The sequence below is a fragment of the Kribbella alba genome, from assembly GCF_039529635.1.
In the GTDB taxonomy this organism is placed as follows: Bacteria; Actinomycetota; Actinomycetes; order Propionibacteriales; family Kribbellaceae; genus Kribbella; species Kribbella alba.
Genome location: NZ_BAAANE010000009.1, coordinates 295,442 through 319,601, shown reverse-complemented (window position 1 = coordinate 319,601; position 24,160 = coordinate 295,442). Strand labels below are relative to the sequence as shown.

18 protein-coding genes are annotated in these 24,160 nt (G+C 68.3%); 9 read left to right on the top strand and 9 right to left on the bottom strand.

The window, feature by feature from the left end; genetic code table 11:
• Positions 1–2: 2 nt before the first annotated feature.
• The 5 genes from ABD210_RS26215 (at position 3) to ABD210_RS26195 (ending at position 7,943) form a co-directional block, all read left to right on the top strand.
• On the top strand, positions 3–911 hold the full coding sequence (locus ABD210_RS26215) for an RluA family pseudouridine synthase (RefSeq protein ID WP_344115108.1): 909 nt from the start codon (positions 3–5) through the stop codon (positions 909–911).
• 48 nt (positions 912–959) lie between these two features.
• Positions 960–1,517 carry a hypothetical protein gene (locus ABD210_RS26210; protein ID WP_344114775.1) on the top strand — a complete coding sequence of 186 codons (558 nt, stop codon included), beginning with the start codon at positions 960–962 and terminating at the stop codon, positions 1,515–1,517.
• Positions 1,518–1,646: 129 nt separating this feature from the next.
• Positions 1,647–5,192, top strand: coding sequence for a DNA polymerase III subunit alpha (gene dnaE, locus ABD210_RS26205; protein ID WP_344114773.1), 3,546 nt, complete (start codon positions 1,647–1,649; stop codon positions 5,190–5,192).
• Between the two features lie 46 nt (positions 5,193–5,238).
• Positions 5,239–5,943: a hypothetical protein gene (locus ABD210_RS26200; protein WP_344114771.1), complete on the top strand. Its 705-nt coding sequence runs from the start codon at positions 5,239–5,241 to the stop codon at positions 5,941–5,943.
• Positions 5,944–5,990: 47 nt separating this feature from the next.
• Positions 5,991–7,943, top strand: coding sequence for a DUF3352 domain-containing protein (locus tag ABD210_RS26195; RefSeq protein WP_344114769.1), 1,953 nt, complete (start codon positions 5,991–5,993; stop codon positions 7,941–7,943).
• 74 nt (positions 7,944–8,017) lie between these two features.
• On the opposite strand, the gene ABD210_RS26190 is transcribed toward ABD210_RS26195, so the two are convergent.
• Positions 8,018–8,857: a CPBP family intramembrane glutamic endopeptidase gene (locus ABD210_RS26190; RefSeq protein WP_344114768.1), complete on the bottom strand. Its 840-nt coding sequence runs from the start codon at positions 8,855–8,857 to the stop codon at positions 8,018–8,020.
• A 320-nt stretch (positions 8,858–9,177) separates the two neighbouring features.
• On the opposite strand from ABD210_RS26190, the gene ABD210_RS26185 reads away from it, so the two are divergent.
• Together ABD210_RS26185 and ABD210_RS26180 are read left to right on the top strand one after the other, a co-directional pair.
• Positions 9,178–10,908 carry a sensor histidine kinase gene (locus ABD210_RS26185; protein WP_344114766.1) on the top strand — a complete coding sequence of 577 codons (1,731 nt, stop codon included), beginning with the start codon at positions 9,178–9,180 and terminating at the stop codon, positions 10,906–10,908.
• Positions 10,899–11,543, top strand: a complete 645-nt coding sequence (locus ABD210_RS26180; RefSeq protein WP_344114764.1) for a response regulator transcription factor — start codon at positions 10,899–10,901, stop codon at positions 11,541–11,543. Before ABD210_RS26185 ends, ABD210_RS26180 begins: the two co-directional genes overlap by 10 nt.
• Positions 11,544–11,651: 108 nt before the next feature.
• Here ABD210_RS26180 and ABD210_RS26175 read toward each other — a convergent pair whose 3' ends face one another.
• From ABD210_RS26175 to ABD210_RS26160, 4 genes are all read right to left on the bottom strand, one after another.
• Entirely contained in the window at positions 11,652–12,416 is a 765-nt protein-coding gene (locus ABD210_RS26175) for an SDR family NAD(P)-dependent oxidoreductase (protein WP_344114762.1), read from the bottom strand.
• A gap of 236 nt (positions 12,417–12,652) precedes the next feature.
• Positions 12,653–14,500: a DNA helicase RecQ gene (recQ, locus tag ABD210_RS26170; protein WP_344114760.1), complete on the bottom strand. Its 1,848-nt coding sequence runs from the start codon at positions 14,498–14,500 to the stop codon at positions 12,653–12,655.
• Positions 14,501–14,526: 26 nt separating this feature from the next.
• The gene (locus ABD210_RS26165) at positions 14,527–14,973 is read right to left on the bottom strand and encodes a VOC family protein (protein ID WP_344114759.1); all 447 of its coding nucleotides are present in this window, start codon (positions 14,971–14,973) and stop codon (positions 14,527–14,529) included.
• Complete coding sequence (locus ABD210_RS26160; protein WP_344114757.1) at positions 14,970–15,809, bottom strand: AraC family transcriptional regulator; 840 nt, start codon at positions 15,807–15,809, stop codon at positions 14,970–14,972. Before ABD210_RS26160 ends, ABD210_RS26165 begins: the two co-directional genes overlap by 4 nt.
• 178 nt (positions 15,810–15,987) lie before the next feature.
• Here ABD210_RS26160 and ilvD point away from each other — a divergent pair, with 178 nt between their 5' ends.
• Positions 15,988–17,838 (top strand): dihydroxy-acid dehydratase, encoded by a 1,851-nt coding sequence (ilvD, locus tag ABD210_RS26155; protein WP_344114755.1) that lies wholly within the window; start codon positions 15,988–15,990, stop codon positions 17,836–17,838.
• Between the two features lie 1,110 nt (positions 17,839–18,948).
• Here ilvD and ABD210_RS26150 read toward each other — a convergent pair.
• On the bottom strand, positions 18,949–19,317 hold the full coding sequence (locus ABD210_RS26150) for a hypothetical protein (protein WP_344114754.1): 369 nt from the start codon (positions 19,315–19,317) through the stop codon (positions 18,949–18,951).
• 21 nt (positions 19,318–19,338) lie between these two features.
• On the opposite strand from ABD210_RS26150, the gene ABD210_RS26145 reads away from it, so the two are divergent.
• Positions 19,339–20,775 carry an HNH endonuclease signature motif containing protein gene (locus ABD210_RS26145; protein ID WP_344114753.1) on the top strand — a complete coding sequence of 479 codons (1,437 nt, stop codon included), beginning with the start codon at positions 19,339–19,341 and terminating at the stop codon, positions 20,773–20,775.
• Positions 20,776–21,120: 345 nt separating this feature from the next.
• Here ABD210_RS26145 and ABD210_RS26140 read toward each other — a convergent pair whose 3' ends face one another.
• The 3 genes from ABD210_RS26140 to ABD210_RS26130 form a co-directional block, all read right to left on the bottom strand.
• On the bottom strand, positions 21,121–21,429 hold the full coding sequence (locus ABD210_RS26140) for a type II toxin-antitoxin system PemK/MazF family toxin (protein ID WP_344114752.1): 309 nt from the start codon (positions 21,427–21,429) through the stop codon (positions 21,121–21,123).
• The gene (locus tag ABD210_RS26135) at positions 21,429–21,665 is read right to left on the bottom strand and encodes a ribbon-helix-helix domain-containing protein (protein WP_344114751.1); all 237 of its coding nucleotides are present in this window, start codon (positions 21,663–21,665) and stop codon (positions 21,429–21,431) included. Before ABD210_RS26135 ends, ABD210_RS26140 begins: the two co-directional genes overlap by 1 nt.
• Positions 21,666–22,181: 516 nt before the next feature.
• On the bottom strand, positions 22,182–24,158 hold the full coding sequence (locus ABD210_RS26130) for a SelB domain-containing protein (RefSeq protein ID WP_344114750.1): 1,977 nt from the start codon (positions 24,156–24,158) through the stop codon (positions 22,182–22,184).
• Between the last annotated feature and the right edge of the window lie 2 nt (positions 24,159–24,160).

The window sequence follows — 24,160 nt, the reverse complement described above, 5'->3', positions numbered from 1 at the left end:
TGATGGTGCCGGACGGCCTGGCCGGGGAGCGCCTCGACGCGGCCCTGTCCCGCCTGTTCGGGGTCTCCCGAACGAAGGCCGCCGAGCTGATCGAGTCCGGACTGGTCCAGGTCGACGGAGCCACGGCGCTCAAGTCGGCCCGCGTCTCGGCCGGAGTGATGCTGGACGTCGAACTGCCTCCGCCGCCTGGTGAGATCACCGTCGTACCGCAGACCGTCGACAACCTGCGGATCGTGCACGACGACGACGAGATCGTGGTGGTCGACAAACCCGTCGGAGTGGCGGCCCACCCGTCCCCGGGCTGGACCGGACCGACCGTGATCGGTCACCTGGCCGGCGCCGGCTTCAACATCTCCACCAGCGGCGCCGCTGAGCGCAAGGGCATCGTGCACCGGCTCGACGTCGGCACCTCCGGGCTGATGGTGGTGGCGAAGACGGAGTACAGCTACACCGTGCTCAAGCGCGCCTTCAAGGAGCGCACGGTCAAGAAGATCTACCACGCCCTCGTGCAGGGTCACCCCGACCCGTTCACGGGCACGGTGGACGCGCCGATCGACCGGCACCCGCACCACGACTACAAGTTCGGCGTCGTTGCCGGCGGCAAACCGAGCGTCACGCACTACGAGACGCTCGAGGCGTTCCGGTTCGCGACGCTGCTGGAGATCACCCTCGAGACCGGGCGGACGCATCAGATCCGCGTCCACATGTCGGCGATCGGGCACCCCTGCTGCGGCGACCTCACCTACGGCGCCGACCCTGTGCTCGCCGAGCGCCTCCAGCTGTCGCGGCAGTGGTTGCACGCTATGCGCCTCGGCTTCACCCATCCGGGTTCCGGCGAGTATGTCGAGTTCACCTCGGAGTACCCGGCCGACCTCGACCACTCCCTGGACCTCCTCGCAGACGCCCAGTAATGACGCCCAACAATGACGCCCAACAATGACGCCCGGTAAAGACGCCGCGTGAAGCTCTACCTCTCGTCCTTCCGCCTTGGTGATCACCCGGAGCGCCTGGTCGACCTCTTGCCCGCCTCGCCGCGGGTGGCGGTGATCGCGAACTCCATCGACAACGAGGACCCCGAGCTTCGGGGGGAGAAGGTCGCGGCCGAGCTCACCGGGCTGACCGACCTCGGCCTGCGCGCCGACGAGCTCGACCTGCGGGACTACTCGGGCGACTCAGCTGGGTCCGGCGGCCCGGGCGACTCGGCCGTGTCAGCCGGCTCGGGTGACGAGCTGAGGGCCCGGCTTAGGCAGTACGACGGAGTGTGGGTGCGTGGCGGGAACGTCTTCGTACTACGGGTCACCTCGATTCGCCGGGGCATCCGGAGACGGAGCTGCTGGACAAGGTCGTCGACCTGTACGACCGGACCGGCGTGGCCTAGCTGCCGATGCGTGACGGTCAGGCCCTTGTCGTCGACGGGCCCACTCGCGAACTCGTCCAGTGAGTGCGCCCGGGACGGGACCGGAACATTTCTTCGGGATCGCTCACTCCTGGCGGTCCGCTCAGCCGCGGTGGGCTGAGTTCGACCGGATATCGGGCAGCCGGAGTGGCCGTCGGAGAGGCGCTTCGGAAACTGTCCCAGCCGCCGATTAGGCTGACCGGCAGCTTCACCGTCCCGCTCACTCACGCCCTGGGAGGTCTGCGAAGACATGGCGTCCAGCGACAGTTTCGTGCATCTACACGTGCACACCGAGTACTCCATGCTGGACGGCGCCGCGCGGATCGACGAGTTGTTCAAAACCGCCCAGGAAATGGGCATGCCGGCGATCGCGACCACCGACCACGGCTACGTCTTCGGGGCGTATGAGTTCTGGAAGACCGCGAAGAAGTACGACGTCAAGCCGATCATCGGCGTCGAGGCTTACCTGACTCCGCACACCCACCGCAGCGAGCGGAAGCGGGTCAAGTGGGGCGACGCGAACTCCGGCCGCGACGACGTCTCCGGCAGCGGTGCGTACACGCACATGACGCTGCTCGCGAAGAACACCAGCGGCATGCACAACCTGTTCAAGATGTCGTCGCTGGCCAGCCTCGAGGGCTACTACTTCAAGCCCCGGATGGACCGCGAACTGCTGCAGACCTACGGCAAGGGCCTGATCGCGACCACCGGCTGCCCGTCGGGTGAGGTGCAGACCAGGCTGCGGCTGGGGCAGTACAAGGAGGCGGTCGAGGCGGCCGCGGAGTTCCGCGACATCTTCGGCGCGGAGAACTACTACTGCGAGTTGATGGACCACGGGCTCGGCATCGAGCGCAATATCCAGGGCGACCTGCTGAAGCTGGCCAAGGAGCTCGGTCTGCCGCTGGTCGCCACCAACGACCTGCACTACACCAAGCCCGAGGACGCGGTCGCACACGCGGCGCTGCTGTGCGTGCAGTCCGGCTCGACGCTGTCCGACCCGAACCGGTTCAAATTCGACGCGAACGAGTTCTACGTCAAGACCGCCGCCGAGATGCGCGAGGTCTGGAAGGACCTGCCGGAGGCGTGCGACAACACGCTGCTGATCGCCGAGCAGTGCGAGGTGACGTTCACCGAGGGCGAGGGCCGGTTCATGCCGCGCTTCCCCTGCCCGGACGGCCACAACGAGGAGTCCTGGTTCATCGCCGAGGTCGAGACCGGCCTGCACAAGCGCTATCCGGCCGGTGTGCCGGACCACGTGCGGAAGCAGGCGGAGTACGAGATCGAGGTCATCGTCTCCAAGGGGTACGCGGGCTACTTCCTGGTTGTCGCGGACTTCATCAACTGGGCCAAGAACAACGGCATCCGGGTTGGTCCTGGCCGTGGCTCCGGCGCCGGCTCGATGTGCGCGTACGCGATGCGCATCACGGACCTGGACCCGCTGCGCCACGGTCTGATCTTCGAGCGGTTCCTGAACCCGGAACGGATGTCGATGCCCGACTTCGACATCGACTTCGACGACCGTCGCCGGCCGGAGGTGATCCGCTACGTCACCGAGAAGTACGGCGACGACCGGGTCGCAATGATCGTCACCTACGGCACGATCAAGGCCAAGCAGGCGATCAAGGACGCCGGCCGGGTGCTCGACTACCCGTTCGCGATGGGCGACCGGATCACCAAGGCGATGCCGCCCGCGGTGATGGGCAAGGACGTGCCGTTGTCCGGCATCTTCGACCCGGAGCACAAGCGGTACTCCGAGGCCGGCGAGTTCCGTCAGCTGTACGAGTCGGACGCCGACGTGCGCAAGATCGTCGATACCGCGCGCGGGCTGGAGAACCTGAAACGCCAGTGGGGGGTGCACGCGGCCGGTGTGATCATGTCCAGCGAGCCGTTGATCGACCTGATCCCGATCATGCGCCGCGACCAGGACGGCCAGGTCATCACCCAGTTCGACTACCCGAGCTGCGAGACGCTCGGCCTGGTCAAGATGGACTTCCTGGGCCTGCGGAACCTGACGATCATGGACGACGCGGTCAAGAACATCGAGGCCGCGCGCGGCTTCACTGTCGACCTGGACGCGCTCGGCGACACGCTGGACGACGCCCCCACTTTCGAGTTGCTGGGGCGTGGCGACACGCTCGGTGTCTTCCAGTTCGACGGTGGCCCGATGCGGGCGCTGCTGCGGCTGATGAAACCGGACAGCTTCGAGGACATCTCCGCCGTCGGCGCGCTCTACCGACCCGGCCCGATGGGCGCGAACTCACACACGAACTACGCGCTGCGTAAGAACGGCCAGCAGGAGATCACCTACCTGCACCCGGAGCTGGAGCAGGCGCTGGAGCCGATCCTCGGTCCGACGTACGGGCTGATCGTCTATCAGGAGCAGGTGCTGAAGATCGCCCAGGAGCTGGCGGGCTACAGCCTGGGCAAGGCGGACCTTCTCCGCAAGGCGATGGGCAAGAAGAAGAAGGAAGTGCTCGACGCCGAGTACGTCGGCTTCGAGGCCGGCATGAAGGATCACGGCTTCAGCGCCGCCTCGATCAAGGCGCTGTGGGACGTTCTGGTCCCGTTCTCCGACTACGCGTTCAACAAGGCCCACTCCGCGGCGTACGGGCTGGTCTCCTATTGGACCGCCTACCTGAAGGCGAACTACCCGGCGGAGTACATGGCCGCGGTTCTGACGTCCGTGAAGGACGACAAGGACAAGATGGCCATCTACCTGAACGAGTGCCGCCGGATGGGCATCAAGGTGCTGCCGCCGGACGTGAACGAGTCCGACTCGAACTTCACCCCGGTCGGCACCGACATCCGCTTCGGCCTGTCCGCGATCCGCAACGTCGGCGTCAACGTGGTGGCCGAGATCGTCGCGGCCCGCGAGTCCGACGGCCGGTTCACCGACTTCGTCGACTTCATCGACAAGGTGCCGTTGCCGGTCTGCAACAAGCGGGTCATCGAGTCACTGGCCAAGGCCGGCTCGTTCGACTCGATGGGGCACGCTCGGCGCGCGGTAGTCGCGGTGCACGAGCAGGCCGTGGACGAGGCGATCGACCTCAAGCGGAACGAGGCGCACGGGCAGTTCGACCTGTTCAGCATGGGTGACGACTCCGGCGAGGGCGAAGGCAACAGCCGGCTGACCGTGACGGTCCCGGAGATCGAAGAGTGGGACAAGGCGACCAAGCTCGCGCACGAGCGCGACATGCTGGGGCTGTATGTGTCCGACCACCCGCTGTTCGGCGTCGAGCACGTGCTCACCAACGGCACCGACTGCACGATCGGCCAACTGCTCGCCGACGAGGACCGCCCGGACGGCACCCAGGTGACCATCGGCGGGCTGGTCACCGCGGTGCAGCGCAAGGTGAACAAGCGGGGCGACATCTACGCGATCGTCACCATCGAGGACCTGGAAGGTTCGATCGAGGTGATGATGTTCTCCTCGGCGTACCAGCTCGCCGCCCACCTGCTGACGAACGACGCGATCATCCTGATGAAGGGCCGGCTGCGCCGCCGCGATGACCGGGTCGAGCTGAGCGGGTCAGACGTGACCGTGCCCGATCTGACCGAGGGCCCGAGCGGTCCGGTCGTGATCTCCATGCCGGTCAACCGCTGTACTCCGCCGCTGGTCGACCAGTTGCGTGACGTGCTGCAGGCTCACCCGGGGATGACCGAGGTCCAGTTGCGGCTGCAGGCCCGGCAGAAGACGACGGTGATGCGGATCGGCGATCGGTTCCGGGTCACCCCGACCTCGTCGCTGATGGCGGACCTGAAGGCGCTGCTCGGCCCGTCCTGCCTGGCCGGCTGAGGCACCGGTGACCGATCGCCCTTCGCCGGTGCGTCACACTGGCCCCGTGAGTCAGCCAGTTCAGCCCCAGCCCTACGGCGGGCCCCCGTTCGGTGAGCAGCCCGTCGGTCGGCAGCCCGCAGGTCAGCAACCGGTCGGTCAGCCCGTTGGCCAGCAGCAGGTGGGTCGGCCGCCGGCCGGCCTCCAGCCGAGCGGAAGATTCGCACCGCTCGAGCCGGAACCGAAGATGCCGTGGGCCAAGGCGATCGCCCTGACTGTGGCTGCGTTCCTCGTCGTGGGTGCGATCGCGGGCTGGGCGTGGCAGCAGTTCTCCCCGCTAGCGCAGTACACCGTGGACCAGAACGGTGGCTCGCTCGGCGAGGAGCAGATGACCAAGATCTTCGGGCCCGACGGCACCTTCACTGCGATCGGCTTCATCGCGGGGCTCGTCGTCGGCGGCGCGCTGTTCCTGTGGTTGCGGAACTACGGTCCGTGGTCGGTCGCCATCGTCACGCTCGGCTCGATCCTCGGCTCTGGCGTGGCGTGGGGCGTAGGCATGCTGCTCGGCCATGACCCGCTGCAGCCGCGTCTGGAAGCGGCCAAGCCCGGCGATCTCCTCGCTGCGCCGCTCGAGCTGCACACGTGGACCCCGCTGGCGGCCTGGGTGGTCGGTGCTGCGCTCGCGGCCGCGATCATCGCCGCCTCGTCATGGCGCAGCGAGCCCGTTGCAACCACTGCGCCTCCGGTCCCGTCTGACACCTCGCCGCACTAACCTGTTGCGGCCCGGTGGTGAGGCCACCGGCGACGCGAGGGGGGCAAATGTCCGACCAAACCAATCCGCCCAACAGCCAGCACCGCCCGGGTGCAGCAGGCGGACCCCAAGGCCCTTACACCGGCCCACCCCAGAACCACCCCAACCCGTACGCCGGTCCGCAGGGCCCGGGAAATCCCGCCCAGCCGCAGCCCGGGCAGTACCTGCCGCCCCAGCAGCACCCGTCGCACGGTCCGGGGCAGCTGAACCAGCCGGGGCCGGGGAATCAACAGGGTCCTTCGTATGGACCTGGCGCTGGGGACCAGCCTGGGCCGGGGGCGCTCTGGCCGCAGGCGGGTCAGCCTGGTTCGCCGGATTACCCGCAGCAGGGGTCGCAGTACGGGCCGGGCGCGGGAGGCTCGCAGTACGGGCCGGGCGCGGGGCAGCCGCAGTACGACGGGGGACACGGGCAGCATGGCGCGGGACAGCCGCCTTACGGCGCGGGCGGGGGACAGGGGCAGTACGGCGGGGGACAGCCGCCGTATGGGGCGGGGTACCCGTTGGCGCAGGAGTGGGAGCCGGAGCCGAAGAAACGACGCGGCAAGCTGATTCCGCTGGTCGCGGTGCTCGCCGTGCTGGCGGTCGTCAGTGGCGGTGCGGTCTTTGCCTACGCGAGGCTCAACGGCGGTGACCAGCCGGCGGCGGTGCTGCCTGGTAGCGCGGTCGCGTATGCCCAGATCGACCTGAACCCGTCGGCCGGGCAGAAGGTCGCCGCGCTGCGGTTCCTGATGAAATTCCCGTCCGCCAAGGAGCAGATCGGGCTCACCAGCGACAAGGACGACCTGCGCCTGAAGCTCTTCGAGCTGATCAAGAAGGACGCCGGCGACAACTTGGCCGACGTCGACTTCGACAAGGACATCAAGCCGTGGCTTGGCGATCGGGCCGGTATCGCCGCGCTGCCTGGGCAGGACAAGCCGGAAGTCGTCGTCGCCGTCCAGGTGAAGAACGAGGACGAGGCAACCAAGGGAATCGACAAGCTGTTCGCCGGCGAGCAGGACAAGCCGAAGCGAGCTTTCGCCAAGGGGTACGTGCTGCTGTCCGACCAGCAGGCTCCCGTCGACGCGGCTGTTGCCGCCAGCAGGAAAGACTCGCTGCAGGACAACGCGAAGTTCCACAAGGACATGTCCGCGCTTGGTGAGCAGGGATTCGCTTCCTTCTGGGCAGACACGAAGGGCCTTGGATTGGCGAGCGGCAACCGGCTCACCGACGAGCAGCGCGCGGCATTGCCGGAGGGAAGCGCGGCCGCGGCCCTGCGGTTCGACTCGCAGTACGTCGAGCTGAAGGGCGTTGTGCACGGTGACCGGAGCCTCAAGGTGAGCAACTCCGAAGCGGGTGATGTCGTCGCGAAGCTGCCGGACACAACGGCCGGCGCGTTGGCACTGTCGGACGGCTCGAACCTGGTCAGCACGATCTGGGCGCAGTTGGAGAAGTCGACCGGCACTGCCGGGATCAACCTCGGCGAGTTGACCAAGAACTTCACCGACGAATACGGGTTGGTCCTGCCGGATGACCTCAAGCCGCTGCTCGGCAAGAACCTGGCGATCTCGATCGACAAGGAGACCGCCAACGGGCCCAAGGTCGCCGCACGGATGGAGACCGACCCGGCCAAGGCCGAGGAGGTCGTGAAGAAGGTCACCGACCTGATCCGCACCCGGAGCCCGGTGAACGTGCCGATCGAGCAGGCCAAGGACGAGGACACCCTGGTGATCTCGACCCAGCAGGGATACGCCGAGGAGGTGCTGAAGGGCGGCAACCTCGGGCAGTCCGAGAACTTCAAGCAGGCCATCCCGGACAGCAAGGGTGCCGTGATGGTCGGCTACGTCGACTTCGAGGCAGCCGCATCCCTCAGCGACAGGCTCACCTCGGACAAGGACTACACCGCCCTCCGCTCGGCCGGCTACACCGTCCGCGCCGCCAACGACGGCGAGGCCGACTTCACCCTCCGAGTAGTCGCGAAGTAGCTGTAGCGAAGAAGGCCCGGACGGCATCCGCAGAGCCGTCCGGGCCTTCTCCGTGAACCAACAGCGTCGCGGTCCTACGCGGCAGAGTGGGTGGACCGCAGTGGGGACGAGGCCGGCGTTTCGAGACGGACCGCCTCGTTGGGTGCGGTGCGCCACGCCTGGCGGTCGAGCACGATCAGGCTGAGGGCGACCACGGACCAGGCCACACACTCCATCCACTCCTGCTGGCTCAGGTAGGCACCCTCGATGCCGAGATCGCTGAAGACGATGGCGCCCTGAGCACTGTGGAACAGCAGGGTGAGCAGCACGCTGCCGCGGGTGTGGTTGAACAGCCAGACGTACACGATGGTGATCGAGAACGTGCTGACCAGACCGATGGCCCCGACATCGCCGGCGAAGACCAGCGGCAGATGCCAGCCGGTTGCCAGTACCCCGAGGATCAGGGCTGAGCTCAGTGGCGATCGTGCGGCCTGTAAGCGGGGTACGGCGAATCCGCGCCAGCCGGGCTCTTCACCGAGCGGTCCGTCCAGCGGGTTGACCAGCCGCACCAGGAACACGATGGCGAAGCTGGACCACGCGAGCCCGGACCAGTCGGGATCCGGCGCGCCACCCGGCCCGCTGTTCACCAGAGTAGCTACGCCCCGGACTGCCAGCGGCAGGCCGAGCGCGACGACGTACCAGTACCACGCCACTCGCCAGCGGATCATCCGCGCGCCGAGGTCACGGAAGCCGGCCCTGCCCTCAGCCACCGCGATGACCACGATCGCCGCCGCGAGCGGACCGATGGCGAAGAACATGAATTCGGGCAGGATGCCGAGGCCGTACAGCGGCCACGGCCACCAGGCGAACAGATAGCTGAGCACGAAGAACGCGGCCAGGCGGTGGTTCCTGATCCACGAGGTGATGACGGTCATGGGAGTCTCCTTGCGGGCTGGTGGTGAGTTGTCTGGGTCCGGCCGGTCCTGGATGATCCGGGTTTTCATGGCGGGCTCCCTGATGGATGGATGGAGGGTTGTCCACCACGCTGTCAGCCGGCGGAGCGGGCGGTAAGGCGGTCAACTGGCCGACCAGGGGGCCGGTTTTCTGGTGCATGCGGCTGGTGGAGGTGTTCTGGTCGTCACCCAACCGGCGTAGCTTGAAAGCGCGCCCCTGCTCCTCGTGGGCTGTCGGCATCGATTCGCTTCGCAGGGTTGCGCCGATGTGACCGCCGGGGGGCGGTCGGAGAGTAGGGCCGATGTCGTCGATGTCGTCCCAGCGGGCTCCGGGCCGGGAACCGGCGGCAGTCGTGCTGGTGGCGATCGCCACCGCCCTGCTGGCCGGCGTCGCCGCGGCGGCCGTCCTGGCCGCGACCGGTGAGGTGGGTGCGCCGCACGCCGCGCTGATCCTCTGGATCTCCTCGGCCTACACGCTGAGCGGCCTGGTCGCCTGGTGGCGCCGACCAGACAACCGTTTCGGGCCACTGATGATCGTCACCGGGTTCGTCACCTTGGCCACCTCGCTCGTCTGGGCCGACAACGAGGTTGCCCGAACCGTCGGGCAGGCGTTGGACCTGCTGCCGTTGGTCCTCGTCGTTCACGTCTTCCTGGCCTTCCCGACCGGTCGTCTGCACGGGCCGGCCGAGCGTGTCGTCGTTGCCGCCGGGTACGTCTTCGCGATCGGCGGCCAGCTCACCGTGATGCTGCTCGGTGGGCTGGAACCCGGGCACCTGCTGGGGCGCATCGACAAGCCTGAACTGGCCGGGTTGCTGCACACGGTCGAACTGGTTGTGCTCAGCACCGTCGCGCTGGTGGGTGTCGCCCTGCTCGCTGCTCGACGTCGGGCAGGTGGAAGGCCGTTGCGACGATCGCTCGCGCTGCTGGTCGACGCCTTCGCGCTGGGCCTGCTGATGACCGCCGTACTGCTGCTCGTCGGCGTTTCCGGAGGACCAGCCTTCCCGACTGTCCAGGAGGTCAGCCTGGCCGTGATCGGTCTGGCGCCGATCGCCTTCCTCGGCGGCCTGCTGCAGGCAAGGCTGGCGCGCTCAGCCGTGGGGGATCTGGTGGTCGCACTCCAGGCGGAACCGGCCGATCTGCGGGCTCCTCTCGCCCGGGCCTTGCGGGATCCGTCGCTGTCGCTGGTGTACTGGCTGCCGCAGTTCGGTAGTTGGGCCGATCAGGAAGGCCAGCCGGTTGAGCTGCCCAGCGATCCAACCCGGGTGACGGTGATAGCGCGTGACGGCGAGCAAGTGGCCGCGCTGGTGCACGATCCGGCGTTGACGGAGGAGCACGATCTGCTCGACGCGGTCAGCGCTGCGGCAGCCATCGCCCTGGAGACCGGCCGGCTGCACGCCGAGCTTCGGGCCAACGTCGACGAGCTGCGCGGATCGAGGTCACGGGTGATCGAGGCAGGCCAGAAGGAGCGGCAGCGGCTCGAGCGCAACCTGCACGACGGCGCCCAACAGCGACTCGTCGCGCTGTCGCTCGATCTAGGCATGCTCGAGAGCAGGCTCGGAGGGGACACAGAGGCCAAGGCCCTGCTGCGAGCGGCCCGGGAGGAGATCGCGGTCTCACTGGCCGAACTGCGTGACGTCGCGCGCGGCCTGTATCCGGCCGTGCTCAGCGCCCACGGACTCGCGGTCGCGCTCGAGTCGCTGGCGGCCCACGCACCGGTGCCGGTCCACTTGAGAGTCGAGGCGGATGGCCGACTCGCGGACGCTGTCGAGGTCGCGGCGTACTACGTGGTCTCCGAGAGCCTGACCAACATCGGCAAGCACGCCCGGGCTGCGTCGGCCACGGTTGCCGTCATCCGCGTCGGAAATCTGCTGGTGGTCGAGGTCTTGGACGACGGTGTCGGCGGCGCCGATACCGAGAGCGGCACCGGGCTGCGTGGTCTGGCCGATCGGGTGGAGGCGCTCGGAGGCCGCCTGCGGGTCTGGACGCCGCCGGGTGGCGGGACCAGGGTGAGGGCGGAACTGCCATGCGGGTAGCGATCGCCGAGGACAGCGTGCTGCTGCGCGAAGGCCTCGCCCGGCTCCTCGTCGACGCCGGGTTCGACGTGCTCGCCCGGTGCGGGGACGCCGACGAGCTCCTCCGCGTACTGCGGAGCCTCCTTCCTGACATCGTGATCGTCGATATCCGGTTGCCGCCGACGCATACCGACGAGGGTCTTCGAGCGGCCGTGCGGATCAGGGCCGACCATCCCGGCGTCGGGGTGTTGGTGCTCTCGCAGTACGTCGAGTCGGGCCTGGCCATGAAGCTGCTCGCGGACTCGGCCGAGGGCGTCGGGTATCTGCTCAAGGATCGAATCAGCGACGTACCGGACTTCCTTGAAGCTGTTAAGCGGGTAGCGGCAGGCGGATCGGCGATCGACCCCACCATCGTGTCGACCCTGCTGTCGCGGCGGCGCAGTGACGACCCGCTAGCTGCCCTGACCCCCAGGGAACGCGAGGTGCTCGAGCTGATGGCCGCGGGGAACTCCAACCAGGGCATCGCCGACCGGTTGGTGATCACGCTGCGCGCCGTCGAGAAGTACGTGTCCAGCATCTTCGGCAAGCTCGGAATTCCCGCCACCGGCAGCGAGTCCCGACGCGTGCTGGCCGTGCTGCTGTTCCTGCGCAGCTGAGTCGCCGACGACCTCCTCAGCTGGCCCGGCGTCCTACCCATGTTCACCTTCCGGGACCAGGACGACAACAAACTCTTCATCAGTCAGAAATGACGCCGCTGCTCGACGTCAGGTGGCGGGGAGTTCGACGCCCGTGAGGGAGGCGCAGGCGTCGAGGAGGCCGTCCTGGACGGCGGGGTCGGAGGCAGCGGGATGGGTTCGGTGCGGGCGGCGGTGGTAGAAGTACTCGCCGCTCGGCGGGGCCGGGGCGGTGGCGAGCCAGACCTGGGTCTCCCCGGCTTGATCGAGGTCGCCGGGTGCGCCTCGGCCGCCCATCCTGGTCGGGACCCAGCCGGGGTCGACAGCGTTCGACGAGGCGTCGGGCCACAGACGAGCCACCGCGAAGGCGAGGACCACGTCGTACAGCTTGGAGTCCGAGTACGCCTGCGCGCCGCTCCAGCGGCGGCGTACCCACTGCAGGTCGTCCAGCGCGACCTCGCCCCCGAGGTGCATGCCGGAGCTGAGGTAGATCAGCCGGCTGGGCCGCTCGATCAAGGCGGTCAGCAGGTAGGGCGCGAGGACGTTGATCTGGAAGACGTGTTCCAGCCCGTCGACGGTCTCGATCCGCGGCTCGCGATAGCCGACCGCGGCGTTGTGGACCACTACGTCGAAGCGCCCGGACGCGTTGGCCTGGCTCGCAAGGTCCCGCGTCTCGGCGATGCTGGACAGATCGCCGGTCAAGGCACCGCTTGCCCCGGGCAGTGCGTCCAGCGCGTCGTGGGCCCTGGACTCGTTGCGGGCGTGCAGGACGACCTCGTGGCCTTCCTCCAGCAATCGTCCGGCAGCCAACTGTCCGAGCCCGTCGCCGGAACCGGTGATGAAGATGCGCGACACGGTGGTCTCCCTTCCCTGTACGCCGTCCACTCTGCCCGCTCGAGAGGGCCGCGTTCCATGGCGAGAAGCCGCAGCCGCCGGTTGCGGAGGACCGGAACCCGGTCTGCGGCAAAGCGGTGGACGGATTCGTGCCGAGTCGCGATCCCGGACCACCTCGCGGTCTCCAGCTTGCTTGCTGACAGCAACAAGAATTTGAACCGGTGGTGACTGACCTGATCACGGCGATCCAGCCGCTGCTAGGCCACTAGCGCTTCCAGCACGCCCTCGCCGTATTTCGCGAGCTTGTTCTCACCGACGCCGCTGATCGTGCCGAGCTCGGCGAGGGTGCCGGGGACCTCGGTCGCGATCTGCCGCAGCGTCGCGTCGTGGAAGATCACGTACGCCGGGACGCCCTGGTCCTTGGCGGTCGCGGCTCGCCAGGTGCGGAGTCGCTCGAAGACCTCAGCCGCCTCGGGTGACAGGTCGGCGACGGCCGCCTTCTTCTTGCTGACGGACGAGGACCGGGAGGACCTGCCGACCCGCTCGGGTTCGCGCCGCATCATCACCTCGCGGCGACGGCCGAGCACCTCGGCGCTGTCCTCCGTCAGCAGCAACGTGCCGTAGTCCCCTTCGACAGCGAGCAGGCGCTGGGCAAGCAGCTGCCGGATGACGCCGCGCCACTCGGTGTCCTTGAGCTCGGTGCCGATGCCGAACACCGTCAGCTCGTCGTGCCGGAACTGGGTGACCTTCGGCGTCGTCTTGCCGAGCAGGATGTCGATGACCTGGCCCGCGCCGAACTTCTGGTTGCGCTCATGCTGGAGGCGGTAGACCGTCGAGAGCAACTTCTGTGCCGGGATCGTGCCGTCCCAGGACTCCGGGGGTGTCAGGCAGGTGTCGCAGTTGCCGCAGGTCTCGCCGGTCTGGCCGAAGTACGCGAGCAGTTGGGTGCGGCGGCACTGCACGGTCTCGCACAGCGCCAGCATCGCGTCGAGGTGGGTGCCGAGCCGGCGGCGATGCGCGGCGTCACCCTCGGAGGTGTCGATCATCTTGCGCTGCTGGACGACATCCTGCAGCCCGTACGCCAGCCAGGCGGTGGACGGCAGTCCGTCGCGGCCCGCGCGACCCGTCTCCTGGTAGTAGCCCTCGACCGACTTCGGCAGATCGAGATGCGCGACGAAGCGAACGTCCGGCTTGTCGATGCCCATGCCGAAGGCGATCGTCGCAACCACGACCAGGCCGTCCTCGCGGAGGAAGCGGGACTGGTTCCGCGCGCGCAGCCGGCTGTCGAGTCCGGCGTGGTAGGGGACTGCTTCGATGCCGTTCTGGGTGAGGAAAGTGGCGGTCTTCTCGACGCTGTTGCGCGACAGGCAGTAGACGATGCCCGCATCGCCTTCGTGCTCTGTGCGGAGCAGGTCGAGCAGTTGCCGCTGGGGGTTGTCCTTCGGCACGATCCTGTACTGGATGTTCGGCCGGTCGAAGCTGGCGACGAAGTGCTTGGCCTCCGTCAGGTTCAGCCGGGTCGCGATCTCGCGGTGCGTCGCCTCCGTCGCTGTGGCGGTCAACGCGATCCGCGGCACGTCCGGCCAGCGTTCGTGCAGCTGCGAGAGCATCAGGTAGTCGGGCCGGAAATCGTGTCCCCATTGGGAAACACAGTGCGCCTCGTCGATCGCGAACAACGAGATCTTGCCCTGATCGAGCAACCGCACGGTCGACTCGACCCGAAGCCGCTCCGGAGCCAGGTAGAGCAGGTCGAGCTCGCCCGAGAGGAACGCCTGCTCCACCTCGCGGCGTTGCTCGAAATCCTGGGTGGAGTTGAGGAATCCGGCCCGCACGCCGAGCGCGGTCAGCGCGTCGACCTGGTCCTGCATCAGCGCGATCAGCGGCGAGATGACCACCCCGACGCCCGACCGGACCAGCGCCGGGATCTGGTAGCACAACGACTTGCCGCCACCGGTGGGCATCAGGACGAGCGCGTCACCACCGGCGACGACGGTCTCGATGATCTCGCCCTGCTGGCCGCGGAAGGTGGCGTAACCGAACACGCGGTGCAAGACCTCCAAGGCCTCGCTCGCGCTGTCGTCCAGTGGCTGGGTCGTCTCGGTCACCTGGCGATTCTACGGAGATCGCGTCGTCATTGGTGGCTGCCTGTGGATGACGCTCCGATCTCGCCGCGATAGGTGCCGACGCTCCACACGTTGCCTTCTGGATCCGCGACGCTGAAGCCTCGCGACCCGTAGTCCTCGTCGCGCAGCTCCCGAACTACGGTCGCGCCGGCCGCCATCACCTCGGTGAACAATGCGTCCGGATCGTCGTGCACCAGATACACCGCGGCGGTCCGGTCGACGAGCTTGTCGAACTCGTTCGGCTCGGAGTTGCGGTCGACCGAGCTGACCATCACTCCACCACCGACGGGCCACGCCAGCTCGGCATGGGCGATCGACCCTTCGGCGGCCCCGGCGTACGAGGCGACGAGGGTGAATCCCAGGCCTTCGGTGAGGAACTTCAGCGCGGCTTGCCCGTCGCGGTAGATCAGCGTCGGCCAGACCCCGATCACGGTCTCTTTCGTTGTCGTGTTCATACCCCCGACTCTGTCAGCGCTTCACCCGGCGCGTCTTGAACAGATGGGAGCTCCTCGGCCATCCACTGCCGCGGCGAACACCCGGCGATCGAGTGCCACTCGCGGGTCAGATGCGCCTGATCGGAGTACCCGAGATCGGCCGCGAGATCCGCCAGCCTGGTCCCTGGCTGCCGCTTCAACCGGCCCACAGCCTGCTCGAACCGCATCACCCGGGCCACGACCTTGGGAGCCAACCCGTACTCCGCGCGGAACCGCTCGCTGAGATGCCGCCGACTCCACCCGACCTCCCGCGCCAACACCTGTACGCCGACGCCGCCCGCCGTTTCACACAGCCGCCGCCAGACCCAACTCAGCTCGGCGCGTGGCTGAGGCGCGGGCTCGTCGCGCCAGGACGTCAGCAGGAGGTGTTCGAGGAGGTCGAACCGCCTACTCCAACTTTCCTCCGCGCGGAGCTGCTCGGCCAGCAGACGCGCGGGCCGGCCGAGCACGTCGTCAAGGTTGATCACCAGCGAACCCAGCTCGCCAGGTGGGACTCCGAGCAGTGCGCGTGAACCGGCCGGGGTGAGCGCGAGCTGGATGCCGGCGGTGTTGGGGGAGTTGCCGATCCGCACCGCGATGGAATGCAGCCCGCCGACCAGTGTGTGGAACTTGTCGACCGGCTCGCCCGGCCAGGCCACCCCGAGGGGTTCGTCGAGGCTGATCACGATTGTCAGGTAGCGCGAGGGCAACCCGCGATGCAGCTCCGGCGGCTCGCCGCGATACGCGTATCCCGTCAGGGCGCCGAGGAACGGCCGCAGTGCCGGCACCGCACGGCGGGCGTGATACTCGAACTCCATGAACTCAGGCTAGGACCTGCAGCCGACAGTTCTGAGGTGTTCCGGCCGCCGGTGGACCATTCCCTCGCGCCACGGGGACCGCAGTACCGGCACTGCTCCGCGATGCGGGACCGCAGTACCAGCATCCGGACGTCCGTGGCACGATGTTCGGGCTGTCCGAAACCAAGGAGAGATCGTCGTGCCCGAACTGAGGTCCCGTACCGTCACCCACGGCCGCAACATGGCCGGCGCCAGAGCACTCATGCAGGCGTCCGGCGTCGCCCGGGAGGACTTCGGCAAACCGATCATCGCGGTGGCGAACAGCTTCACGGAGTTCGTGCCCGGCCACACCCACCTGCAGCCGGTCGGCCGGATCGTCTCGGCGGCGATCCACGCGGCCGGTGGGATCGCCCGCGAGTTCAACACGATCGCGGTCGACGACGGCATCGCGATGGGACACGGCGGCATGCTCTACAGCCTGCCCTCACGGGACCTGATCGCCGACTCGGTCGAGTACATGGTCGAGGCGCACTGCGCCGACGCGCTGGTCTGCATCTCGAACTGCGACAAAATCACCCCTGGCATGCTGATGGCAGCCCTGCGGCTGAACATCCCGACCGTCTTCGTCTCAGGCGGCCCGATGGAGGCCGGCCGGGCCACGCTGGTCGACGGCACCGTGCGCAAACTCGACCTGATCGACGCGATGTCCGAGGCCGTCAACGAGAACGTCTCCGACGCGGACATCCTGCGGATCGAGGAGAACGCCTGCCCGACCTGCGGATCCTGCTCGGGCATGTTCACCGCGAACTCGATGAACTGCCTGACCGAGGCGATCGGCCTCTCGCTGCCCGGCAACGGTTCGGTGCTGGCCACCCACACCGCCCGCAAGGCGCTGTACGAGAACGCCGGCCGCACGGTCGTCGAGATCACCAAGCGGTACTACGACCAGGACGACCTGACCGTGCTGCCCCGGACGGTGGCCTCGCGTGCCGCCTTTGAGAACGCGATGGCGCTCGACATCGCGATGGGTGGTTCGACCAACACGATCCTTCACCTGCTGGCAGCGGCCCAGGAGGCCGAGGTCGCCTTCGACCTAGACGACATCAACGCGGTCTCGCGCCGGGTGCCGTGCCTGGCGAAGGTCGCACCGAACGTGGCGCCGGGTGGCACGTACTACATGGAAGACGTGCACCGGGCCGGCGGTATCCCCGCGATCCTCGGCGAGCTCTACCGGGCCGGACTTCTCAACGAGGACGTGCACACCGTGCACAGCGCCTCGATCGACGAGTGGTTGAAGAACTGGGACCTGCGCGGCGGTTCCCCGTCCGCCGAGGCCATCGAGCTCTGGCACGCGGCGCCCGGCTGTAAGCGCTCCGCGACCGCGTTCTCGCAGTCCGAGCGCTGGGCGACCCTCGACACGGATGCCGCAGGTGGTTGCATCCGGGACCGCGAGCACGCGTACTCCGTCGACGGTGGTCTGGCGGTTCTGAAGGGCAACCTCGCCCTCGACGGCTGCGTGGTGAAGACCGCGGGCGTGGACGAGTCCATCTGGACCTTCCAGGGCCCGGCAGTCGTCTGCGAGTCGCAGGAGGAGGCGGTGGAGAAGATCCTCGCCAAGGCGGTCCAGCCGGGCGACGTGGTCGTCATCCGGTACGAGGGGCCCAAGGGTGGTCCGGGGATGCAGGAGATGCTCTACCCGACGTCCTTCCTGAAGGGCCGCGGCCTCGGCAAGGTCTGCGCCCTGGTCACCGACGGCCGTTTCTCCGGCGGTACTTCGGGTCTGTCCATCGGCCACGCTTCCCCGGAAGCCGCCTCGGGCGGAACCATCGCGCTGGTCCAGGACGGCGACCAGATCCGCATCGACATCCCGAACCGGTCGATCGACCTCCTGGTCGACGAGGACGAACTGACCACCCGCCGCGAGGCCCTCGGCGGCGTCTATGCCCCCAAGGCCCGCGACCGCAAAGTCTCCCAGGCTCTTCGCGCTTATGCCGCGATGGCAACCAGCGCCGACAAGGGCGCAGTACGAGACGTCACCAAGCTCGGCTGAGGCGACCCGGCGAGGCTGACATCACGGCTGGGTCGACGACCCGAAGATTGGCTTCCTCGCCGCCGAGCCAGTGTGTCGCCTGTCGGAGCGTCGGTCACGACGTAGTGCTCGGTTCGTCCGGCGTTCTCGGACGTCAGCGGGCATTCTCCAATGTCAGCGGGCGTTCTCGGGACCACCGCTTGCAGGCCGGTATCCCTTCGATTTCTCGCGACTCCCGCCCAGCAACCAACCCATGCCGAATAGTCCTCAAGACAACTCGACCATCCACCACCTCGCGCGTCAGCGAAATCACCACCCGCAAAGCCAGCCGAGCCGTACTGCGCAAGCTGCGCCGGGCTGAGCCGAGTCGAGCCGAGTCGAGCTGCGCCGGGCTGAGCCGAGCTGGCCGAGTCGAGCTGCGCCGGGCTGAGCCGAGTCGAGCTGCGCCGGGCTGAGCCGAGCTGGCCGAGTCGGCTGAGCTGGGGCTGCGTGAACCGAACCGAGCCGAGCCGAGCTGTGCCGAGGTGCGCCGAGCCGGCTGAGCTGGGGCTGCGTGAACCCAAGCGAGCCGAGCGGACCTGAGCTGGGCGGTGCGAGCCGATCAGAGCTGCGCCGAGTGCGCCGTTCCGAGCCCGCCTGGGCTGGGGCTGCATGAGCCGGGCCGGGTCGAGCCGGGCCTTCTGTCCATCGGCTTGTTAGCCGATGGACGTCATGTGCTCAGCGGCGCGTCTTCTGCAAGGGAACAGTGCGGTCTACTTGCAGCTGTGCCACCTGCCTTCGTCGTTGACGCATGGCTCTGGCTGGTGGCTGTCGTCCTGAATGTGTTCCGGTTCTCGTTTTGTTGTGGATAACCGGGTCGGATGCGGCGTGTTGGTGTCCACAGGCGGGGGTTGTTGTGGACAACGTGACCGGATCCGTCCGGTCACGGAATCCCTTATTTATAACGGGTTCCGGGGCCCGGAAACTGTCGGTGGCCTGATCTAGAGTCATCGGTATGGAACTCGTGGAGGTGCGGCCGGTGTGGTCGATGAGCGACAGCGAAAAGCTGTCGGCTCTCGACGCGCTGCACGACGAGTCCGCGCGCCGTGAGACCTACCGGCTGCAGTTGATGGCGGCGCTGGAAGAGACCGGCTATGCCCGGCAGCTCGGCGCCACCGATATCGCCGGCCTGCTGGCGGCCCGGCACCGGCTCAACGCCGCCCAGGTCCGTGCCGACCTCAAACTCGCCACCACCTTGGCCAGGTACCCGCTGGTCGCCGCGGCGCTGCCCACCCCCTTCGACCCATCACCGACGACATCACCGACCCCATCACCGGCGGTGTCGCCGACGACAGCACGGACGACATCACGGACGACAGCACGGACGGCATCACGGACGGCATCACGGACGGTGTCGCCGGCGGTGTCGTGGACGGTGTCGCCGGCGGCGGCATTGTCGGCGCGGTCGAGGACCCACCCGATGCCGACCAGGGGGTTTCGCGGCCGCCGGTGTGGTTGCATGTCGGTCAGGCGAGGGCGATCGTGGCGGTGTTGGACAAGGTGCCGGTGGAGGATGTGGTCGTGGCCGAGGAGCAGTTGGTCGAGGCCGGTCGTGAGTTCAGTCCGGTGGAGTTGCGGCGGCTCGGCCGGCAGGTTCTGGACATTCTGGACCCCGATGGTCGCGAGCCGGGCGAGGACAGGGCCTATGACCGTGAATCGCTGCAGTTGCGGAAGACCGATCATGGGGTCAGGTTCCACGGTTATCTTGCCAACGAGAACGCCGAGGTGTTCAACGCTGTCATCTTCGACAACGCCAAGCCGCACAAGACCATCGACGGCCGGCCGGATCCTCGTTCCAAGACCAAGCGGCAGGCCGACGCGTTGACCACCGCGATCACCGTCGCGGCCGACAGTGGCCAGACCGGTAACAGCGCGATCAAGCCCCACATCAGCGTCACCATCGACTACCACGCCCTCACCGGCGCCCTCACCGGCACGCTCACCGGCACGGCGCCCGGCGAGGTAGCCGGGCATGCACCGGCCGGCACGAGCCGGACCGGCCCTCTGCCCGGGATCGACCTGCTCGCCGGCCTCACCCCGACCGGGCGGCTCGGTGGGATTGGGCGGCTGGGCGGGGGCGGCGTGCGGGCTGGGGGGTGTGGTGAGTTGATCTATGGGGGGAGTCTGTCGGCGTCGGCGGTGCGGCGGCTTGCGTGTGATGCGGGGATCTTGCCGGTCGTGTTGGGGTCGAACTCGCGTCCGTTGGATGTCGGTACCGAGAAGCGTTTTGTCACCGATGCGTTGCGGCAGGCTCTGATCGTGCGTGATCGGGGCTGTGTGGTGTGTGGGGCGCCGCCGATCATGTGCGATGCGCACCATCTGGTCCATTGGGCCGAAGGCGGGCCGACGACGCTGGACAACCTGGTCCTGCTCTGTAAGCACGACCATCGCGGCACCCATAACGGCTATTGGGATATCGCGATCGTCGACGGTGTGGTCAGTGTCGCGCGCCCGGACTGGGCCGACCCCGCCCCGGTCCGCCTCCGGCCACGCCGACCACCACCGGCACCGCCGGACCCACCCGCATCCTGCCCGGGCGCCGAATGCACCCCGGCCACCGACACGACCACCGACACGGCCGCGGCCACGGAGACGGCCACGGGCACGGCCACGGACAGCTTGTTGCCGTCGACAACCGATCGGGCCCGGTCGGCTCAGCCTGCCCGGGCATGGCCCTACACCACGGACATCGCCTGGATCAGCGCCGAGGAAACCGCCCGCCTCAACCCCTGGGGCGACGACGAACCCCACCAGCCCACACCCCCGCGCCCCCGAGCACGCCCCAAGACCGATATCACTACCTGCACCTCACCGTGGGGCGACGAACACGACCCCCCAACCCCCGGCCCGGAACCCCGATCGGCTGCTGCACCGGCGCCGTGGGGCGACGAGCACGAGTCCTCAACCCCCGGCCCCTAGCCCGGAACCCGGACCGGCAGTTACACCGGCGCCGTGGAGCGACGAGCACGAGTCCTCAACCCCCGGCCCCTAGCCCGGAACCCCGCTCGGCGGCTGCACCGGCGCCGTGGAGCGACGAACACGACTCCTCAAGCCCCTAGCCCGGAATCCCGATCGGCAGCGCCGTCCCGCTGTCGCGGCTGCGATCGCCGGCCAGGCCGGTGTCACTAGCGCCTACCGCGACAAGCTTGCTCTGCCGATTCGCCCGCTTCGACACCTCCGCCGAGGAGGGGGACGTATTCGAGACCGTGCTTGCGCCGTTGGATGACAGAAGCCGGTCTTGGACGATCACGGCGGCCCTGCCATTCAGAGGGAGAATTCCAGGTCGAAGGCGAGGGTGATGGCTTCGGCCAAGTGGGGTTCCTGATCGGGGAGGAGATACCCGATCAGGCGGCCGAGCTGGATCTTGGGAATCGTCTGGATGTTGTCGCAGCTGATCGCGCTGGGGTGGTCGAGGCCGTTCTCGGGACCGACCAGAACCTCGGTGGACAGGCCGCGGATCGTGCTGGTGATGGGGGCGACCGTGACGTTGGTCAGCCTGGGACGAATCAGTTCACGGGTGAGAACGACCACCGGGCGCGGCTTGTCCAGCCGCGCGATGTGAATCGGGCGCATCAGTCAAGGTCGGACAGGACAGTTCCACCGGCCGCGGCCGCGAGTCCTTCGAGATCGGGGTAGTCGCCGTGCTGGGCGAGAATCGCAGCATCCCTGGCGGCAAGCTCCCGGCGACGCTCACGCTCCATTGCCCGCGCCACCACAGACGCCCGGCTGGACGCCTTGTTGTCGTCGACGAGCCGGTCCATGAACTCCACGAGCTCGTCCGGCAACCGCACAGTGATCTGCTTACTCATACCAAGATCATACCGCTTCGGGATTCATTGCCATACCACGGATGACGCCCTAGGCTGCCGACGTGCAGATCAAGACGGGGCCCTCGTCCTGGATGTCAGTGGAACGATCCTGTTGATCGAGCTGATCGGCGGCCCGCCGGAGGTCACGGCTGGTGCGACGGTGCAACTCCCGGAAGTCCCTCTCGCCGCCTACCCGTCCGGCGTCTGAATGCGTGCCCCGCCGGCCACCTCACTGCGGCAGGCGCTATCGGGCATCTGAAATGGGTGAACACGTCGATCCATCCCAGCCAGGCTCCCGATAGCCGCTCCGGCGTCCTCGACGGTCCCGATGCGTCATCGAGTGTCCGGGGTGTGCGAATGAGTGTGCGAACCATGCCGCCAGCAAGCGCTTGCCGACGGCAAGGTTCGCACACTCGAAGACGCACCGCCCGCACGCGGACGGGCTGGAGGTGGCGGGGAAGAGGCGGAGGAATTCGGGGAAGAGGCGGGGGATTGAGGGTGAGGGGGTGCGGGGGGTCAGGTTGGTACGACCAGGCGGCGGTCGTCTGCTAGGCGGCGAGTGAGGCCGAGGCGGTCGAGGCGTTCTAGCAGGGGGATGACGACACGTCGGCTGCTGTTCAGGCAGCGGCGGGCTTCGCTGGTGGTGAATGGTTGCGGCAGGTCACTGAGGGATTGGGCAGCGGCTGTCTCGACGCCGGGCAACAGGACGACGTTTTCGGCGAGCCGGATGAGTAGGCCGGCTCGTTCTGCAGCGGCCAATGACTTGCGGTCGAGCCCGGCGTCTCGCAGCCGGTCGCCCTCCGGTGCCTGGAATGGGTTGCCGCGGAGCTCCTTCACGATCTCCGCGATGGCGTCTGACAGCGCCGCGGGAAGCCCGGAGTCGGCAGCGGCGAAGACCTGACCCGCGGACAGTCGAAGGGGCTCGGAGATCAACGCCGCGACGATTTGGGCGGAGGGCAGTCGCAAGGCCCCCGCCGCCGCTTGAACAGGCAGGCCGGGGTCAAGCGGGTGCTGCTCAGCGTGCGACCGCACCACCTCCGCCAGGCGGTCCCGGAGTACAGCCGCTCTCTCGCCGTCAATCAGCCAGTCCCCAGCCCGCACTACCGCCGTATCGACTGGGTCTGGGGCGACTCCGATGCGGCGAAGGAGGGCGGTGCGGACTATGCCTCGGCGGCGTACTTCGGAGGCCAGGTCGGGGTGGCCGTCGGCATCTTCGAGGTCTGCGGCTCGGCGGGTGGCCGATCCGCGGCGTTCGAGAGGCGGCGGTACAGGGTCGACCACTGTGATGCCCCACAGCCGACGGCTACCCGGGTCGCGGAGGATCGCGCGGTCGCCGACTCGCAGAGGAAGCGGGTGGCGCAACAGCACGCGACCGTGGGTGTCGCCGAGCGGGCGGTAGTGCACGGTCTCCGCTACTGCGCCGACGTGCAGCACTAGCCCAGCCCGCCCCGACACAGCCACGCCAGATCCGTCCCGCATCCGAGCGCCGGATCCGTCCCGCCGACCGCCGCCGGATCCGTCCCGCCCGCCAGCGCCGGATCCGTCCCGCCCGCCAGCGCCGGATCCGTCCGGCCCACCGGCGCCGGACCCGTCCTGCCCACCGGCGCCAGATCCGTCCCGCCCACCAATGCCTGAGTCGGAGTGCACCGTCTTGCCGGAGCCGCCTCGCATTGCGACCGGGGGGTGGACAACGACGTCTACGGAGGTGGTCCAGTGCCAGTGGTCGGGGGTTACCAGCACGCTGTCGCGGCGTAGCGCTTCTGGGACTTTGCTGCCGAGGTTGAGGGCGACTCGGGCCACGCCGCTGACCTGCTCGCGCGTCCGACCGAGTGCCTCGATGCCGCGTACTCGGACCAGGTCGTCGCCGACTGCGAGGCGGTCGCCTACCGCGATCGTGCCTGCAGGCAGGGTTCCGGTGACGATGGTTCCGGCGCCGTGGACCGTGAAGCGGCGGTCGACCCAGAGCCGGACATCCGCGTCAGGTGCCGGAGTGCTGAGCGTCCCGGTCAGCGCCGCCAGCGCGCTCCGCAACTCCGGTAGACCGTCGCCGGTCATCGCGCTGACGGGGATCACCGGAGCGCCGCGCATTGACGTCCGGGCGAGCTCTGCGGCGGCGCGTTCTGCAGCGGGCATCGGATCGGCGAGGTCGGCGCGGGTGACGGCGACCACTGCGTGTTCGACGCCGAAGGCATCCAGCGCGGCCAGATGCTCGGCGGCTTGCGGCATCCACGAATCGTCGGCGGCGACCACGAAGAGCACCGCGGGCACCGGTCCGACGCCGGCGAGCATCGTCGAGATGAAGCGCTCGTGCCCGGGCACATCGACGAACGCGACCTCACCGACGCCGGGCAGGTCGGTCCAGCAGTATCCGAGCGCGATCGTCAGCCCGCGACGCCGCTCCTCCTCGAGCCGGTCGGGGTCGGTCCCGGTGAGGGCCCGGACCAACGTCGACTTGCCATGGTCGACGTGGCCGGCCGTCGCCACGACGTACACGG

What these genes read in the sequence shown, in the direction of transcription:
- ABD210_RS26215 (WP_344115108.1), top strand. Translation starts at nt 3, where the DNA reads ATGGTGCCGGACGGCCTGGCCGGGGAGCGCCTCGACGCGGCCCTGTCC.
- dnaE (WP_344114773.1), top strand. Translation starts at nt 1,647, where the DNA reads ATGGCGTCCAGCGACAGTTTCGTGCATCTACACGTGCACACCGAGTAC.
- ABD210_RS26195 (WP_344114769.1), top strand. Translation starts at nt 5,991, where the DNA reads ATGTCCGACCAAACCAATCCGCCCAACAGCCAGCACCGCCCGGGTGCA.
- ABD210_RS26190 (WP_344114768.1), bottom strand. Translation starts at nt 8,857, where the DNA reads ATGACCGTCATCACCTCGTGGATCAGGAACCACCGCCTGGCCGCGTTC.
- ABD210_RS26185 (WP_344114766.1), top strand. Translation starts at nt 9,178, where the DNA reads ATGTCGTCGATGTCGTCCCAGCGGGCTCCGGGCCGGGAACCGGCGGCA.
- ABD210_RS26180 (WP_344114764.1), top strand. Translation starts at nt 10,899, where the DNA reads ATGCGGGTAGCGATCGCCGAGGACAGCGTGCTGCTGCGCGAAGGCCTC.
- ABD210_RS26165 (WP_344114759.1), bottom strand. Translation starts at nt 14,973, where the DNA reads ATGAACACGACAACGAAAGAGACCGTGATCGGGGTCTGGCCGACGCTG.
- ABD210_RS26160 (WP_344114757.1), bottom strand. Translation starts at nt 15,809, where the DNA reads ATGGAGTTCGAGTATCACGCCCGCCGTGCGGTGCCGGCACTGCGGCCG.
- ABD210_RS26150 (WP_344114754.1), bottom strand. Translation starts at nt 19,317, where the DNA reads ATGCAACCACACCGGCGGCCGCGAAACCCCCTGGTCGGCATCGGGTGG.
- ABD210_RS26140 (WP_344114752.1), bottom strand. Translation starts at nt 21,429, where the DNA reads ATGCGCCCGATTCACATCGCGCGGCTGGACAAGCCGCGCCCGGTGGTC.
- ABD210_RS26135 (WP_344114751.1), bottom strand. Translation starts at nt 21,665, where the DNA reads ATGAGTAAGCAGATCACTGTGCGGTTGCCGGACGAGCTCGTGGAGTTC.